Below are 16284 nucleotides of genomic sequence, written 5' to 3'. Positions count from 1 at the left end.
GCCTTGGGGCCCGAATCGGACAGGGGCTACGCCAGGGGCCCGTGATGGCTTAGGCTCGAAGTGTGCGACGAGTGCGCCTTTCCAGTGGCCAACCAGATCGAGTCCGGCGCCGGGACCGCCGCGGCCGAGGCATCCGCGGTCCTCTCGTGCCCTCCGACCTACCGGTGTACCGCAGCCGAGCGCAGGCCTTCGACGACCTCGTCTTGGACGCGGTCGAACGCCTCGAACGGTTGTGGGCACGCGAGCTGGCGAACGTCGACTTCCTAGTGGAGGACGTTCCGCCGGTCCCGCCCCGCGGCGAGCCATCCGAGACGATCCCCTTCTCCCGCCTGGAGACCGACCCCGAGGGTCGGGCCAGGATCGTCGTCTACCGCCGTCCCGTGGAGATCCGGACCAAGGATCCGGACGAGATGGCCCTCCTGGTCCACGAGGCCGTGGTCGAGGAGGTCGCCAACCTGCTCGGGGTGGAGCCGGAGTCGGTCGACCCGGAAGGGTGACGACCCGGCCCCGCCCCCACGGGTCCGGATCCGGCCGTGCCACCCCGCACGACCGGATTCCACCCCTGCCCGAAGCGCTCCGCCAGTGCCGCGTCGGTCGGGATTCGCCCGTTACGGAGCGGGGTTCAGGATGGTGCATCGCAAGGCGGCGGGAAGTCCTCATAGTGGTTCCTATGTGGGCTTTTCGCCAACGCGGCGAGGTGCCGTGCCGAACTCCGCGACGGGGTGAATCCTGGCTGACGCGGCACTAGGGGACCACACCGGTCATGCTGTCTCGGACGACCGGTAGGCGGACCTCGATGGGCGCGGGCCGCACGGGCAGGACGCTGATCCCCGAACCCGAGCGCAGCACCCGGGCCACGTACACCGGCCCGGAGTCGTCCAACAGTTCCAGGCGCACCGCGTACCCGTCCGCGGGGTCGGCCCCCGAGGGCGGGGCCCAACCGTCGGTGTCCGTTCCGAAGACGTGCGTGGTACCGCCCGCCACGTCGGCGCGCACCGCGTCGCCCATGCTGCCGTCGGCGGAGATGGGGGTGGCCACGACCCTGGCGTCCTTGTCGGGGGCGCCCAGGATGAGCTCGACGTCGACGTCCTCGGGCACGTCCGGGATGACCGCGGTGCCGTTCAGCGGGGCCGCGAGCGGGTCGACGGCGGCCGTGTAGGCGGTCTCCACGACGGTCGAGCCGTCGTCGGAGTCGACCTCCTCGACGATCACACCGGCCACGACCGGGGAGTCGGACTCGACCACGATCGTGCCGGGGAGACCGGCCAGGGCGCTCTCCATGGTCATCCAGGCGGAGGCGGCGGGCGGCACGTTGAGGATCATCGGATCGTCCGGGGTGCCCTTGCCACCGTTGCCTTCGCCCTCGTCCTCGGCCTCTTCGTCACCGTCCTCGGTGGAACCCTCCTCGGGGACCACGTGGACGCGGGCCTCGACGGGTTCGTCACCGGGCGCGGCCACGATCAGGCGCCGGACGCCTTCACCGGCGGGCAGACCCGGAATGACCTGTTCGACGTCAGGGGCCCGAGTGGGGGTGACCCAGTCGGTGTGCCCCTCGGCGTGCTCGGCGAGCAGGGAGGCGGCCACGCGTCCCGTGCTGGTGCGCACGTGAACGCCGATGGAACCGGTGTTCTGGATGAGCTCGGTGACGTCGATGGTGGTCGACTCCCCCGGTTCCAGGCCGATCCCCCGGCTCTCCGGTGAGTAGGAGGGCCCTTCGGACGCGTAGATGTCGATGCTGGTGGTGGCCCGGAAGTCCTCGGGGTTGGTCAGGTGCACGGTGAGGGTCTCCAGTTCGACCCCGTCGGCACCGCCACCGCCGGGCAGGGCGAACCACGCGCCGATGCCGGGTTCACCGCAGCGGACCTCGGTGACGGCGTCGTCGGACACCGTGGTCTGGGCGACGTCCAGGCCGGAGGCCAGCGAACCCTCGGCGTTCAGCGCGGTGGGATGGGAGACCTCACCGGTGTCGGTGCGCCAGACCCGGCCGGGTTCGGTGAGTTCCTCGCCGAGCAGGTCTCCGCGTTCGTCGGCCTCCTCGGCGTCATCGGGGCTCCGGGACTCGGTTTCCGTGTCCTCGTCCGCCTCGTCCGTCTCCTCCGCGTCGGTGTCCTCGTCCTCCTGCGGGGTTCCCTCGACGGGTGTCGCCCACAGGGCCCCCTCGTCGTCGCGGCCCACCCGGGGCGCGAAGCCCGCCATCGAGCTCTCCGCGCCGTCGTCCTCTGACTCATGGGGGGCCGGGCACACGCGTGTGGCCAGTTCGGGACGGACGGTCCCGGGCCGGGACACCCCGAGTTCGGGGTTGACCGGCCGGATGACGAAGGCGACCCCGAACAGGGCGAGCAGGGCCAGCGCGACCAGTCCGAACAGGGCGAACCGGTTCTCCACGATCAGTCGCATCTAGCCCTCCCTCTCATCGTCGGGGCTCTCCGCGTCATCGCGGGACGCGCCCTTGTCGTCCGCTCGACGCTTCTTCGGAGCCCTGCGGGTGCCGGCCCGCCTGGTCCCGCGCTTGCCACGACGACGGCCGCCGACCACAGGAATGGACCCGGTGGTGGTGGGCCCGCTGTCGGGCTCGTCGCCCGGGTCATCGACCTGGTCGTCGCCGGCGTCCTCCGGGGAGACGCCCTCCTTGGCGGTGTCCTCCGGTGGAGCCTCGGTCTCGACCGTGGCGCCCCTGCGGGTTCGTCGGCCCCGACCCGGCGCCGAGGGGCCCTTGCGCGGACGGCGCGGGCTCGGCATCGGGGTGGCCTGGATGAGGCGCCGTTCCTCCTCGGTACGCACACCCGGCGCGGCCAGCACCGACACGATCAGCAGCAGTACGCCCTGGGTCAGGACCCAGGCCCGCTGCACCAGGTCGGTGTAACGGATCCGCAGTTCCCCGCCGTTCACCGGCAGGGTCCAGGCCTGGGTACCGTTCTCGGTCTCCACCGGGGTGAGCTCGACACCGTCCAGGCTGGCCTCCCAGCCGTCGTCGGCGGTCTCGGCCAGGGCCAGGCGCCGTCCCGTGTGGCCTTCCTCGACCTGTGCGGTGAGGTCGTCGGCGGAACCGTCCACGGTGAGTGCCTCGGCGGTCACACCGTCCTCTTCGACCACGCGCAGCGCACCGGTGGGCTCGGCGATCCGCCAGAGCCCGTAGTGGTGGGAGAGCGACTGCCGACCCAGGCCGGGGGTGCCGTCGAGGATGTCGACCATGGTGGCGTCCGCGGGTCCGCCCAGCTCGGGCCGGGGGTAGAGCACGTACTGGATGCCGTGGTCGAGCAGGGCGACCAGCTGATCGCCCTGGCCGGCGGCGAGTTCGGCCACCGCCCGATCCATGACGGCACGGGTCTCCGGATCGGGCACGAGCCGTTCCTCGCCCAGGCGGGGTTCGCGACCTCGCGCCACCACGTAGTCGAAAGCGCTGTCATCGGCGGGGGTGACGATGAGGGTGCGGGGTCGGGTCCCATCGCCGCTGACGCTGATCAGGGCACCGGGAACGGCCGGGGTGGCGTCCGCGGTGAGGGGTCCGTCCACTCCCTCCCACATCCACAGACCGGCCGCGGTGATCGGGGTGGCCAGGGCGAGGGTGGCCACACCCAGGGCGAAGTACCGCTTGAGGCCCCCTCCACCGATCATGTCGCCGAACGCCCGTGCCGCCGTGGCCGCCGTGAGCAGCACGGCGGTGGCGACGAAGGCGAGCGCGACCCCGGGCCAGACCTGGGCGGGCGGACCACCGAAGTAGGGCTCGATCACGACCTGGCCGGTGAGGATGGCGATGAGCAGACCGAAAAGGGCGAGCGACCAACCCGCCGCCACGATCATCCTGTTGCGGAGCAGCAGCAACGAGCACAGCGCCGCCGCGATGAACCCGGCGGTGACCCAGTACGGAGGGGTGCCGGGGCCGCCCGGGGACAGCATGAGCAGTTCGACGGGGGTGGCCCCGGGGTCGGACAGCTCGGGCCGGTGCAGCCCCGCCTCCAGCAGCCACAGGCTCGGGTGCAGCAGGAGTTCGAGGGTCCACGGCATGAGCAGCATCAACGGCACGCCCAGGCCGATTCCGACGCTGACGTAGACGCGGCGGCCCAGGTGCCCGAAGGCCAACGCCACGAGTACCCCGGTGACCAGGCACAGCAGCCAGACGAGGGGGACGAATGCGGTGGCCACGGTCAGGGTCAGGGCGAGTCCCCAGGCGGCCCGTCGGGAGGACTTGGGCGGCATGGACACGAGCCGGACCAACAACAGTCCGAGGATCGGCAGGAGGGCGTGTACCAGGGCCGTCCCCAGACGGCCTTGGGCGACCGCGCCGGTGGCCATCGGCATCAGCGCGTAGGCGCCGGCCATCCACAGACGGGCCGGGCGGAAGCCCAGCACCTCCTTGGCGAGCAGGTAGGCGGTCAGGCCGGCCAAGGGGACGCAGCCCAGCAGGATCACCATGACGGCGACCCAGGGTTGGCCCAGGGTGAGGGTGGACAGCAGCGCCAGCACACCCACGTAGGGCGGGACCGGGCCGTCGGTGCCCACACCGGTGTCGGGATGCGCGGACAGGTACAGGTTCCACAGGTCGGCGGCGTTGCCCGCCACCGCGGGAAGCGCGCCCCCGGCGAGCAGGTCGCCGAAGAGGAGCGAACGTTCGGCGATGATCGTGATCACGGTCAACCCGATGACCAGCATCGGACCGGGTTGCAGGACCACCCGGCGCAGGAACGAGTCGGCGTCGTCGGCGACCCCGTCCTCTTCCTCACCCGGCTGGACGGTCACGGCCTGGTGCCGGCCCGCGGTGTCGCCGACCGATTCGCCGGTGAGGAGCCCGGTGAACGCGTCGGCGAACTGCCGGGCGGCCACGCCGCGGGCGAGGAAGGGGCGGATCGCGCTGTAGGTTCGGCGACGGTCGCGTCGGCGGCGGAAACGGGCCTTGGCCAGCCGGAACGGCCTGCCGTAGACCATGGTGATCGCGGCCGCCTCGTCCAGCGCGTTCGCCGGCTGTTTGATGAGCAGGTACAGGATCACGCGCAACAGTGAGGCGACCGAGTTGCGCAACAGGGCGAACACCATGCCACCGACGGGCAGGTTGGCGAGCAGGACGAACACCGCGTGCCTGCGGTCGATCCGGCGGGGGTGGTTGCGGGTGGCCGTGATGCGCCGACGGCGGCGGGCCGAGGCCTCGGCGTGGTAGGCGATGGCCTCCGTGACCAGGCGCACCCGGAGTCCCGCGCCGCCCACACGCCAGCAGAAGTCGATGTCGTCGCGGAACAGGGGCAGCGCCGGGTCGAACCCGCCGAGCCGTTCCCACACGTCGCGGCGGACCAGCATGCCCGCGCTGGAGACGGCCAGGACCTGGCGGGTGCCGTCGTGCTGACCGTGGTCGAACTCACGCTGTTCCAGGCCGGTCTCGCGGCGGCCTGCCCCGTCGATGGTGACGCCGACCTCGACCAGGAGCCGGCGGTCGAACCAGTCGCGGAGCTTGGGGCCCAGGACCGCGGTGCGGGGGTCGTTGTCCGCCGCGGTCAGCAGCTGTTCGAGGGTGTCCCTCTCCGGGGTGAGGTCGTCGTGGATCAGCCACAACCACTCGGTGGCGTCGTCGTCGAAGCCCCGTACCTCGGTGGTGGAACGCGGTAGGTCCAAGGCGGCCCGGATCGCGTCGCCGTAGCCGGTGTCGTCGGGCAGGTCGATCATCGCGTCGTCGGGCAGGTGGTCCGCGAGGACGTCGGTGCTTCCGTCGGTACTGCCGGTGTCGGCCGCCACCACGCGCTGGACGGGCCTGCTCTGCGCACGCAGCGCGGACAGGGTTTCCGGCAACCAGCGTGCGCCGTCGTGGGACACGAGGACAGCGGTGACGACGTGACGGGCGGAATCCAGGTCATGCACGGCTGTGGTGGGTTCTCTCCGGGAGATGGATCGGCACCCGTGCTGCACGGGGCCGGGGATACTCCGGCCGGGCCGGCCGGTCGGCGCGTGAGTGCGCGGGGCGGCTCGCGGGCGCGAACGCGGGACATCACGATACGCCACCCCGCACCATTACAGGTCTATTCGGGTCAGGGGGACGGTGCGACCATATCGGAGCATTCACCCCATCGGAGGAGGGAGGGCGTGGTTCAGAGCCACCGACATGAGAAAAGCGCGCCCGGGCTCGTGCCCGGACGCGCTATGGCGATGGCTCCTCAGAGCATGTCCGCCAGGAAATCGAAATCTCCCCCGGCGGCTTTCTTCAGCCTTCGGCGCTCGCGCTCGGAGAGTCCCCCCCAGATGCCGAAGCGTTCATCATGCTCCAGCGCGTATTCCAGGCACTCCGCACGTACCTCGCACGACTGACAGACCTTCTTGGCTTCCCTGGTGGAGCCGCCCTTCTCGGGGAAGAACGCCTCCGGGTCGGTCTGCGCGCACAAGGCACGTTCCTGCCAGCCCGGATCTTCATCCGAACCGTGCGCCAGCGGGATGACCTCGCTCATGCGCACCTCCTGTAGCCCCCCAATAGATGTCCCGACCCTTTTCATCCCCCGGGTCGGGCGGAAATCCCACATTGGAATTACACGTGGATGCTCGACCTGAGGTCAAGCGCCCTGCGTGGTAATCCACTGAATATCATGCGACGAGCCTCCAACGGCAGGCCCGCGATGTCCGTTCTGTGGATTACCACGCCATTCACGTACCTTCCAAGGTGCGCTTCCGGGAGGCCTACCAGGATGGATCAGCGCTGACCGTCGTTGCCGTACCAGTTCTGCTGGCCATCGGCTCCACCCTGTCCTTGCTGGTCAGAGCCGTAACCGGCGCCTGATCCGTACTGGCTCCCGTAGGTGCCGGCGTTCGGATCCGACGACTCACCACCATTGTTCTCACCGGAGTTAAAGAATCCTTCAACTCCGCCCTCGGCAGGCGGCTCCTGCCCCGGCTGGGCCTGGTTCTGGTTCTGGTACCAGCCGTTCTGGATGGCGTCCTGGGCCTGCTGGTCGGCGACCGGCTGAGCGTCGTAGGGCTGCGGGGCGTACTGGGAGGGGTCGTAGCCCTGCCCGTACTCGGCCGGCTGCGCGGCCGGCTGAGCGCCCGTTCCGTACTGCTGGCCGTAGGCGTCGACGTTGTACTGCTGACCGTAGGAGTCGGCCCCGTACTGCTGGCCGTAGGCGGCCTGCTGCTGGGCGGCGGCGTCCTGCTGTTGACCATAGGCGTCCTGGCCGTAGGCGGCCTGCTGCGCACCGGTCCCGTACTGCTGGGCGTAGGCATCCTGACCGTAGGCCTGCTGAGCGCCGGTCCCGTAGGCCTGCTGGCCACCCGTGCCGTACTGCTGACCATAGGCGTCCTGGCCGTAGGCGGCCTGCTGCGCACCGGTCCCGTACTGCTGGGCGTAGGCATCCTGGCCATAGGCCTGCTGAGCGCCGGTCCCGTACTGCTGGGCCGCCGGGTCCTGGCCATAGGCCGCCTGCTGCTGGGCGGCGGCGTCCTGCTGCTGACCATAGGGGTCCTGGCCATAGGCGGCCTGCTGCGCACCCGTGCCGTACTGCTGGGCGACGGCCTCCTGCTGCTGGCCGTAGGCGTCCTGACCGTAGGCCACCTGCTGCTGAGCGGCTTCCTGGCCGTACTGCTGACCGTAGGCCGCCTGCTGCGCCGCCGGGTCCTGGCCGTAGGCCTGGGCCGGGTCGGCCGAGGGGTAGCCCTGCTGGGCGAATCCCTGCTGCGCGCCGGTGGCCGGCGGGAACTGCTGCGGGTACTGGACCTGCTGCTGCGGCTGCGCGCGCGGCACCAGGTTCGGGTCGTTGAACGCCTTCAGCAGAGCGAACCCGAAGAAGCCGAGCACCGCGCCGAGTGCGGCCCGAGACAGGAAGCCGGAGAACGCCAGGCCACCGTTGTTGATGTCGATGAACCCACTGATCAAGCCGATCAGGCAGAACAGCAGCCCGACCCCGACCATGATCATCGCGGTGAGGACCACCGGGAAGGAGTTCGGGCGAGTACGCTCACCGGTCAACACCAGGGCCACCGCCGCGATCAGCAGCAGGGTGACGTTGATGCCGTAGAAGGACGAACCGGCCCCTCCCATGGCCCCGGCGAAGCTCCCGCCGATCTCGCTCGAAATGATGATCAGATCGATGAGACCCGAGAGCATCGTGACACCCACGGCCCCCAACAGGACCCAGGCCCCGGGCAGGCGTAGGCGTTCTAGTGTTTCGTTTTTCAAGAGAGGTTCCCCTCTGCTGCTTCGCCATCGCGTCGGAGGAAGCTTGGCATATCGTCGGACTGTCGGGTGAATCGGCTCGACCGTGCGTGGGCGGGACTTAAGGGACACCGAACGCGGAGCCGATGGGGTGGGATGGTGACCGCCACCGGAAGGTTCGCAAACCGCTCGCACCGGATCGGTCACGATGGACCGCGCCCACCATGGGGCAGACGACCCATACGCCTGCCCAGCCTGCCAGACTTGGGCGCATGCGGATAGTCGTACCGGCCGGCGGTATCGGCGGCGCACGTTTCCTCCGCGGCCTCAAGGCCGCCTTGGGAATGGACGCGTCGACCGGCCCGGACCAGGCCACAGACCACGAGATCACCGTCATCGGCAACACCGGTGACGACATCACCCTCTTCGGCCTCCGGATCTGTCCGGACCTGGACACCGTGATGTACACCCTGGGCAGTGGGATCAACGAGGAACAAGGCTGGGGCAGGATCGACGAGACCTTCACGGTCAAGGAGGAACTCGCCGCTTACGGGATGAAACCCACCTGGTTCGGGCTCGGTGATCGGGACACCGCCACACATATCGTACGTGCGCAGATGATCGCGGCGGGTTTCCCCCTCTCCGCGATCACCGAGGCGCTATGCGACCGCTGGAAGCCGGGTGTGCGCCTGCTCCCGATGAGCGACGACCAGGTCGAGACGCACATCGTCGTCGAGGACGGGCAAGGGCGCCGGGCCATCCACTTCCAGGAATGGTGGATCGAGCACCGTGCCGCACTGCCCGCCTCGGAGATCGTCTCCGTGGGCGCGGACACCGCCAAGCCCGCCCCCGGCGTGCTACGCGCCATCCAAGACGCGGACGTGGTCCTGCTGCCGCCGTCCAACCCCGTGGTCAGCGTGGGTTCCATCCTCGGGATCCCTGGGATCCGCGAGGCCCTCGTCGACAAGACCGTGGTGGGCATATCCCCCATCATCGGCGGCGCGCCCGTGCGCGGGATGGCCGACGCCTGCCTCACCGCCATCGGGGTCGAGACCAGCGCCCGAGCGGTCGCCGAGCACCTGGGTTCGGACCTGCTGGACGGCTGGCTGGTCGACGAGGCCGACGCCGACACCGAGGTCGACGGGATCGAGGTCCGATCCCGCCCCCTGTACATGAGCGACCCCCGGACCACCGAGGCGCTGGCCCGGGCCGCCCTGGACCTGGCCCTGGAGCTGCGCGGGGACGAGGACCGATGAGCACCGGCTTCCGCGTGCGCGGCCTGGTCGGGATACCGGAGGTACGCCGAGGAGACGACCTGGCCGCGCTGATCGTCGACGCGGTGGCGGCCTCGGGCGATCCACTGGTCGACGGTGACATGTTGGTCGTCACCTCCAAGGTCGTCAGCAAGGCCGAGGGGCGCGCGGTGCGGATGGACCGTGAGGAAGCCATCGACGCCGAGACCGAACGGGTGGTGGCCCGCATGGGTCGGACCCGGATCGTGCAGACCCGACAGGGGCTGGTGATGGCCGCCGCCGGGGTGGACGCCTCCAACGTCGAACCCGGGACGGTGCTATTGCTGCCCGAGGACTCCGACGTCTCCGCCCGTGCCCTGCGCGCCGAGATCACCGAACGCCTGGGCGTGCGCGTGGCCGTGGTGATCTCCGACACCTTCGGCCGCCCCTGGCGGGAGGGTCAGACCGACGTGGCGATCGGGGTGGCCGGACTGCGCGCGGCACAGGACCTGCGCGGCACGGTCGACACCCACGGCAACCTCATGGACGCCACGATCAACGCCGTCGCCGACGAGATCGCCGGCGCCGGTGAACTGGTCAAGGGCAAGACCAGCGCGATTCCGGTGGCGATCGTTTCGGGTCTGGGCGACCTGGTCGACGAGGAGGACGGCCCCGGCGCGGCCGAGTTGATCCGGCCGGCCGACGCCGACATGTTCCGCTATGGATCGCGCGACGTGGTCCCTGCCCGACGGACGGTACGGTCCTTCACCGACCGACCGGTCGACCCGGCGCTGGTGCGCCGCGCCGTGGCCACCGCGGTGACCGCTCCGGCCCCGCACCACACGACGCCGTGGCGGTTCGTCATGGTGGAGTCGGCCCACACCCGCAAGCGTCTGCTGGACGAGATGTTGCGGGCGTGGGTGACCGACCTGCGCGGGGACGGGTTCACCGAGGAACAGATCACCCGGCGGACCCGGCGCGGCGACGTGCTGCGACGGGCCCCGTACCTGGTGGTGCCGTTCCTGGTCGCGGACGGGGCGCACCCGTACCCGGACGAGCGCCGGGCCGACGCCGAGCGGTCGATGTTCCATGTGGCGATGGGCGCCGGCGTGCAGAACCTGCTGGTGGGGCTGGCCATGGAGGGGCTGGGTTCGGCCTGGATCTCCTCCACGATGTTCTGCGCGGACGTGGTCCGAGAGGTACTGGAGGTGCCCGACGACTGGCGTCCGATGGGCTCGGTGGCCGTGGGATACGCGGCCGAACCTCCCAAGGACCGCCCGCCCCGGGACCCCGACGACTTCGTCGTGGTGCGCTGAGCCCCGCGCCCTTTCCGGATTCCCCGGCTCCACGTCAGGACGCGCCGCCCGCCACGCGGGCGGCGCGTCCTCGTGTCGTGGCCGCCCGACCACTGCATGCTGGTCCGGTGCGCGACCGACGTTAGGGGGCCCGGGTGCGCGTGGAAGAGTACGTGATCGCCACGTTGGTCGTGGTGGTGGCGGTCATCGTGGGGAAGGTCGTCTCCGGGCGGATCCGGATGCCCGGCGCCGTGGTGCTGGTGATGCTGGGGATGGTCCTGGGCGTGGTCCCGTGGATGCACTCGCTGTCGATCACCCCCGAGATCATCCTCCTGGTCTTCCTGCCGCCGCTGATCTACAACGCGGCGTTCTTCTCCTCGCCCAAGGACATGCGCGACCTGATGCGGCCCATCATCGTGCTGTCGGTGGGGATGACCCTGGCGACGGCGTTCGGGTTGGCCGCGATCGTCCACCTGCTGTTGCCGGACGCCGGGTGGCCCGCGGCGATCGCGTTGGGGGCGGCGATCGCCCCGACCGACGCCGTGGCGGCCTCGGCGATCCTCAAACGCGTGGGCACCCCGCGCCGGGTCCTGACGATCCTGGAGGGCGAGTCCTTGATCAACGACGGGGTGGCGCTCACCCTGTTCGGTCTGGCGGTCACCGCGATGGCGCGCCCCCTCACCCCGGGGGACGCCGCCCTGGAACTGGGCAAGGTGGTGGTGGGCGGGCTGGCCTACGGGGCGCTGGTGGCCGTGGGGGTCGCCTGGGCCCGGGGCCGGATCCGGGACGCGTCATTGCAGCTGATGGTGTCGCTCGTCCTCCCGTTCGTGGCCTACATCCCCGCGGAGATGGCGGGCTTCTCCGGGGTATTGGCGGCGGTGGTGGCCGGGTTCTACCTGGGCACGCACGGGGAGGGCCTGTTGCCGCCCCGGGTGCGGGTGAGCGGCCAGACCATCTGGGGCACGTTGGTGACCCTGTTGGAGGCGATGCTGTTCGTCCTCCTGGGGTTGCAGTTGGACGCGGTGGTCACCAGCGTGCGGGAGAGTTTCGACTTCCTGTACCTGGTGTCGGTGGCGTTGGCGGTGACCGCGACGGCGATCGTGCTGCGCGTACTGCTGATGCTGTTGATCAGCCCCCCACGGCGTCTCGCACCGCGGCTGAGATCGGACCTTCCGTCGTTCCGTGAGCGCGTCGCGATCGGGTGGAGCGGCATGCGCGGGGCGGTGTCCCTGGCGATCGCGCTCTCGTTGCCCGCGACCTTGGACGGGGACCCGTTCACGGATCGGGGCGGGCTCATCTTCGTCGCCGGGGTGGTGGTGATGGTGACGTTGGTCGGACAGGGGGCGACACTGCCGTGGTTGCTGCGCCGGCTGGGACTGACCGACGAGGGGACCCGGCGCAAGGAGTACCTGCGGGCCGAGTACGAGATGGACTGCGCGGCGGTGCGCAAGGTCGACGAGCTGCTCACCGCGGGCGACATGGAGGACGAGACGGCGGACGTGGTCCGGGAGAGGTACTCACGGCGGATCGGTCGGTTGAAGAGGCTGCTCGACACCGAGGAGGGCGACCTGGACCGGATCAAGCGGGACGCCCGGGAGCGGGGCGCGATGCTCGGTCAGATCGATCAGGCGCGCCGGGACGCGTTGATGGCGCTGTACCGCTCGGGGGAGATCGACCACGACGTGTTCACCGGGATCGGCAAGGAGCTGGACCTGCGTGGCAAGGGCGGTGGGATCGCCCCCTGATAACAACCGGTACCGGGTACCCAAGAAAACTACAAACTTTCTTAACCATTTCCGTTGACGGGCACCGGCGGTAACTCTAAGGTCTCCTAACAATTACCGGTTCACACGAGCACCTTCGTCTCCCCCGTCTCCCCGCTCGACGAAAGGAACGACCCCCTCATGCTCATCACCCGAAAGGCCCGGCTCGCCCTCATCGGCGGCCTCGCCGCGGCCACCACCGCGCTCGTCTCCTCCTGTGGCGCGACCGCCGAGCCGGTCGAGACCGTGGCCAACGCCGACTCCGTCGAGGTCCAACAGACCGACCAGTGGCTGACCGGGTACTGGCACAACTTCGACAACGGCTCCACCGTGATGCCGCTCGGGGACGTGCCCTCCGAGTACAACCTGGTGCCGGTGGCCTTCGCCGACAACCACCCCGAACTCGACGGCGGCATCACGTTCAACCTCGCCAGTGACGAACTGGGCGGGTACACCGACGAGCAGTTCCGCGAGGACATCACCGCCCTGCAGGCCGAGGGCCGCAAGGTGATCATCTCCGTGGGCGGCGAGCTCGGCCACGTCGACGTCACCAACCCCACCCAGGCGCAGAACTTCGCCGACACCACCTACGAACTCATGCAGGACTACGGGTTCGACGGCGTCGACATCGACCTGGAGCACGGCATCGACGCCCAGCACATGAGCGACGCCCTGCACGACCTCAGCGGCCAGGCCGGTTCCGACCTGATCATCACGATGGCCCCGCAGACCATCGACTTCCAGAGCCCGGACGCCGGGTACTACCAGCTGGCGGAGAACATCTCCGACATCCTCACCATCGTGAACATGCAGTACTACAACTCCGGCACGATGCTGGGGTGTGACGGCAACGTCTACGAGCAGGGCACCAGCGACTTCGTCGCGGCCCTGGCCTGCATCCAGCTGGAGATGGGCCTGAGCGCCGACCAGGTCGGCCTGGGCCTGCCCGCCACCTCCGACGCCGCCGGCGGCGGGTACATGCCGCCGAGCGACGTGGTCGCCGCCCTGAACTGCCTGCAGACCGGCGAAAGCTGCGGCGCGTACTCCCCCGAGACCCCCTACGGCCAGATCGGCGGCGTGATGACCTGGTCCGTCAACTGGGACGCGGTGAACGGCTACGACTTCGCCCAGACCGTTTCCGCGGCCCTCGTGTAGGAGGGACCGGAAGGGAACGATCCGCGGGAGCACTCCCACCCGCGGCCTCGCGCGGCCCGAACCTCCCCTCGCCGGGCCGCACCCCACAAGGGGCGGGACGCCATCACCGGCGTCCCGCCCCTTCGGGTTCGGGGCCCCTCAGACCACGGGCAGGTTGGGGCGCAGGATGCTCGGGGCGACGCCGTCGCTGTCCTCGGCCACCCTCTGGCGTTCCTCCGGGACCGGGCCGTAGGTGGTGGTGCGCTGGCGAACGGGTCGGCCAGTCGGTCCCACCAGGGCCTTGATGTCGCTGATCGTCTTGTACGAACCCTGGCCCGAGCCCGCCATCCGGCTGATGGTCTCCTCCATGAGGGTGCCGCCCACGTCGTTGACACCGCCCTGGAGCAGCTGCCGGAAAGTGCCCTCGGCGAGCTTGACCCAGGAACCCTGGATGTTGTCGATCTGTCCGTGCAGCAACAGCCGCGCCAGGGCGTGCACCGCCCGGTTCTCGCGCACGGTGGGACCGGTACGGGCCAGCCCGGCCAGGTAGATCGGAGCGCTGGTGTGCACGAACGGCAACAGGACGAACTCAGTGAAACCGGGCCGTCCGTTGCGCTCACGGGACCGTTCCTGGAGGGAGCGCAGCAGCTTGATGTGCGCCACCCAGTGGTGCGGGGAGTCCACGTGTCCGTACATCATCGTGGACGTCGTGGGGATCCCCAGGTCGTGCGCGTTGGTGATGACGTCGACCCACTCCGACGCGGGCAGCTTGCCCTTGGTGAGGACCCACCGGATCTCGTCGTCGAGGATCTCCGCGGCGGTACCGGGGATGGAGCCCAGACCGGACTCGCGGGCACGGGTCAGCCAGTCCCGGATCGACATGTTCGTGCGGGCGGCGCCGTTGACGACCTCCATCGGGCTGAACGCGTGTACGTGCATGTCCGGAACGCGTTCGCGCACGGCCGCGGCGATGTCGAAGTAGGCGGTTCCGGGCAGGTCCGGGTGGATACCGCCCTGCATGCACACCTCGGTGGCGCCCGCCTTCCACGCCTCCTCCGCGCGGTCGGCGACCTGGTCCAGGGAGAGCGTGTAGGCGTCCGCGTCGGTGCGGCGCTGGGCGAAGGCGCAGAACCGGCAGCCGGTGTAGCAGACGTTGGTGAAGTTGATGTTCCTGGTGACGACGTAGGTGACGTCGTCACCGACGGTGTCGCGGCGGACCCGGTCGGCCAGACCGGTGAAGGCCTCCAGGGCGTCGCCGTCGGCGTGCAGCAGGGCGAGCGCCTCGGCGTCGCTCAGCCCGGCGGGGTCGCGTTCGGCGCTGCGCAGGGCGGCGGCGATCTCCGGGTCCGTCCGCCGGGGCACCGCGCCTTGGCGGTCGACGACGGGGGTGAGTTCGTCCCAGTCCCCGTAGACCGCGTCGAAGTCACTTCGCCGGTCCTCGGTACGGCCCTCGGTGTCGATGTCGGTGTGCAGGTCGATGCGGCCCGAGGAGACCATGACCGCCTCGGGTTCCTGCCAGGGGCGGCCCACCAGGGGCGCGTCCTCGCGGGCCAGTCCGGTCTCGGGGTCCACCAGGGCGTCGACGTGCGCGCGCACCCGTGGGTCGATCCAGGGTTCGCCGGCCCGGATGTACTCGGGGTAGACGGTGAGGCGCTCGCGCAGCGTGAAGCCCTGGGCCGCGGTACGGGCGGCGAGGTCGTCGATCTGGGGCCAGGGACGTTCGGGGTTGACGTGGTCGGCGGTGAGCGGGGAGACCCCGCCCCAGTCGTCGATACCCGCGCGGATCATCAGCGCGTACTCGTCCACGCTCCCATCCTCCGCGCCGATGAGGTTGGGCGGTGCCTGGATGTGCGCCTTGGGCCCCATGACCAGGCGGGTGACGGCGATGGTGGCGGCCATCTCCTCGCGTTCGGCGTCGGGGCGGTGCATCATCGCGGTGTCCGGCTTGGCGCGGAAGTTCTGCACGATGATCTCCTGGAGACCGCCGTAGCGGCGGGAGACCCCGCGCATCGCGAAGATCGAGTGCGCCCGGTCGGCGAACGTCTCGCCGATGCCCAACAACAGGCCGGTGGTGAAGGGGACGCTGGAGCGACCGGCGTCCTCCAGGGCGCGCAACCGGACGGCCGGGTCCTTGTCGGGGCTGCCGTAGTGGGGTTGGCCCTTCTCCTCGAACAGACGCCGAGAGGTGGTCTCCAACATCATGCCCATCGAGGGCGAGACCGGCTTGAGGCGTTGGAAGTCCGACCAGGTGAGCACCCCGGGGTTGAGGTGCGGCAGCAGGCCCGTCTCCTCCAGGATCATGATCGCCATGGCGCGCACGTACGAGAGGGTGTCGTCGTAGCCGCGCGAGTCGAGCCACTCGGCGGCCTGCTTCCACCGGTCCTCGGGGCGGTCGCCCAGGGTGATGAGGACTTCCTTGCAGCCCATCTCGGCGCCCTTGCGGGCGATCTCCAGGACCTCGTCCGGGGACATGTAGGGGGATTCGAGCCGACCGGGGACCGTAACAAAGGTGCAGTAGTGGCAGCGGTCCCGACACAGTCGGGTCAGTGGCACGAAGACCTTGCGGCTGTAGGTGATGACGTTTCCGCGCCCGGAGGCCTCCAGGCCGGCGTCGCGTACCCGTCCGGCGTGGTCGAGGAGGAGGTCGAGGTCTTCGCCACGGGCGTGCAGGAGAATCTCGGCTTCGGTGGGGTCCAGGGTCTTGCCGTCACGCGCTCGGGCCAGCGCTCTGCGCATGG

Annotated in this window: 10 protein-coding genes; 5 read left to right on the top strand and 5 right to left on the bottom strand. The window is 70.1% G+C overall.

The features are described from left to right. The first annotated feature begins 146 nt into the window (after positions 1-146). On the top strand, positions 147-497 hold the full coding sequence (locus ACWGSK_RS05010) for a metallopeptidase family protein (RefSeq protein ID WP_358503345.1): 351 nt from the start codon (positions 147-149) through the stop codon (positions 495-497). 247 nt (positions 498-744) lie between these two features. Here ACWGSK_RS05010 and ACWGSK_RS05005 read toward each other — a convergent pair whose 3' ends face one another. The 4 genes from ACWGSK_RS05005 to ACWGSK_RS04990 form a co-directional block, all read right to left on the bottom strand. Next, positions 745-2397, bottom strand: coding sequence for a DUF5719 family protein (locus ACWGSK_RS05005; protein WP_358503348.1), 1653 nt, complete (start codon positions 2395-2397; stop codon positions 745-747). Next, a complete protein-coding gene (locus ACWGSK_RS05000) occupies positions 2398-5844 on the bottom strand; it encodes a glycosyltransferase (protein WP_452455257.1) in 3447 nt (1148 codons plus the stop codon). It lies immediately after the preceding gene. A 293-nt stretch (positions 5845-6137) separates the two neighbouring features. Next, positions 6138-6425, bottom strand: coding sequence for a WhiB family transcriptional regulator (locus ACWGSK_RS04995; RefSeq protein WP_067605953.1), 288 nt, complete (start codon positions 6423-6425; stop codon positions 6138-6140). 239 nt (positions 6426-6664) lie between these two features. After that, positions 6665-8146: a hypothetical protein gene (locus ACWGSK_RS04990; protein WP_452455256.1), complete on the bottom strand. Its 1482-nt coding sequence runs from the start codon at positions 8144-8146 to the stop codon at positions 6665-6667. A gap of 248 nt (positions 8147-8394) precedes the next feature. Between ACWGSK_RS04990 and cofD the strand changes: the two genes are divergently transcribed. From cofD to ACWGSK_RS04970, 4 genes are all read left to right on the top strand, one after another. Further along, positions 8395-9378 carry a 2-phospho-L-lactate transferase gene (gene cofD, locus ACWGSK_RS04985; protein ID WP_452455255.1) on the top strand — a complete coding sequence of 328 codons (984 nt, stop codon included), beginning with the start codon at positions 8395-8397 and terminating at the stop codon, positions 9376-9378. Further along, positions 9375-10670 (top strand): coenzyme F420-0:L-glutamate ligase, encoded by a 1296-nt coding sequence (locus ACWGSK_RS04980; RefSeq protein WP_358503360.1) that lies wholly within the window; start codon positions 9375-9377, stop codon positions 10668-10670. The genes cofD and ACWGSK_RS04980 overlap by 4 nt, the downstream gene beginning before the upstream one ends. A 134-nt stretch (positions 10671-10804) precedes the next feature. Continuing rightward, entirely contained in the window at positions 10805-12394 is a 1590-nt protein-coding gene (locus ACWGSK_RS04975; RefSeq protein WP_452455254.1) for a Na+/H+ antiporter, read from the top strand. 159 nt (positions 12395-12553) lie between these two features. Continuing rightward, entirely contained in the window at positions 12554-13567 is a 1014-nt protein-coding gene (locus tag ACWGSK_RS04970) for a chitinase (RefSeq protein WP_358503366.1), read from the top strand. Positions 13568-13705: 138 nt separating this feature from the next. Here ACWGSK_RS04970 and ACWGSK_RS04965 read toward each other — a convergent pair whose 3' ends face one another. After that, a complete protein-coding gene (locus ACWGSK_RS04965) occupies positions 13706-16282 on the bottom strand; it encodes a bifunctional FO biosynthesis protein CofGH (protein ID WP_452455361.1) in 2577 nt (858 codons plus the stop codon). Positions 16283-16284: the final 2 nt, after the last annotated feature.

It is taken from the genome of Nocardiopsis sp. NPDC055551, from assembly GCF_053619415.1.
Note: the sequence above shows the minus strand (reverse complement) of the source record. Positions and strands in the feature narration are given on the sequence as shown.

Bases quoted from the DNA above. Each gene is read 5' to 3' on its own strand.
- ACWGSK_RS04970 (WP_358503366.1), top strand. From the start codon at position 12,554: ATGCTCATCACCCGAAAGGCCCGGCTCGCCCTCATCGGCGGCCTCGCC.
- ACWGSK_RS04995 (WP_067605953.1), bottom strand. From the start codon at position 6,425: ATGAGCGAGGTCATCCCGCTGGCGCACGGTTCGGATGAAGATCCGGGC.
- cofD (WP_452455255.1), top strand. From the start codon at position 8,395: ATGCGGATAGTCGTACCGGCCGGCGGTATCGGCGGCGCACGTTTCCTC.
- ACWGSK_RS05005 (WP_358503348.1), bottom strand. From the start codon at position 2,397: ATGCGACTGATCGTGGAGAACCGGTTCGCCCTGTTCGGACTGGTCGCG.
- ACWGSK_RS04980 (WP_358503360.1), top strand. From the start codon at position 9,375: ATGAGCACCGGCTTCCGCGTGCGCGGCCTGGTCGGGATACCGGAGGTA.
- ACWGSK_RS04965 (WP_452455361.1), bottom strand. From the start codon at position 16,282: ATGCGCAGAGCGCTGGCCCGAGCGCGTGACGGCAAGACCCTGGACCCC.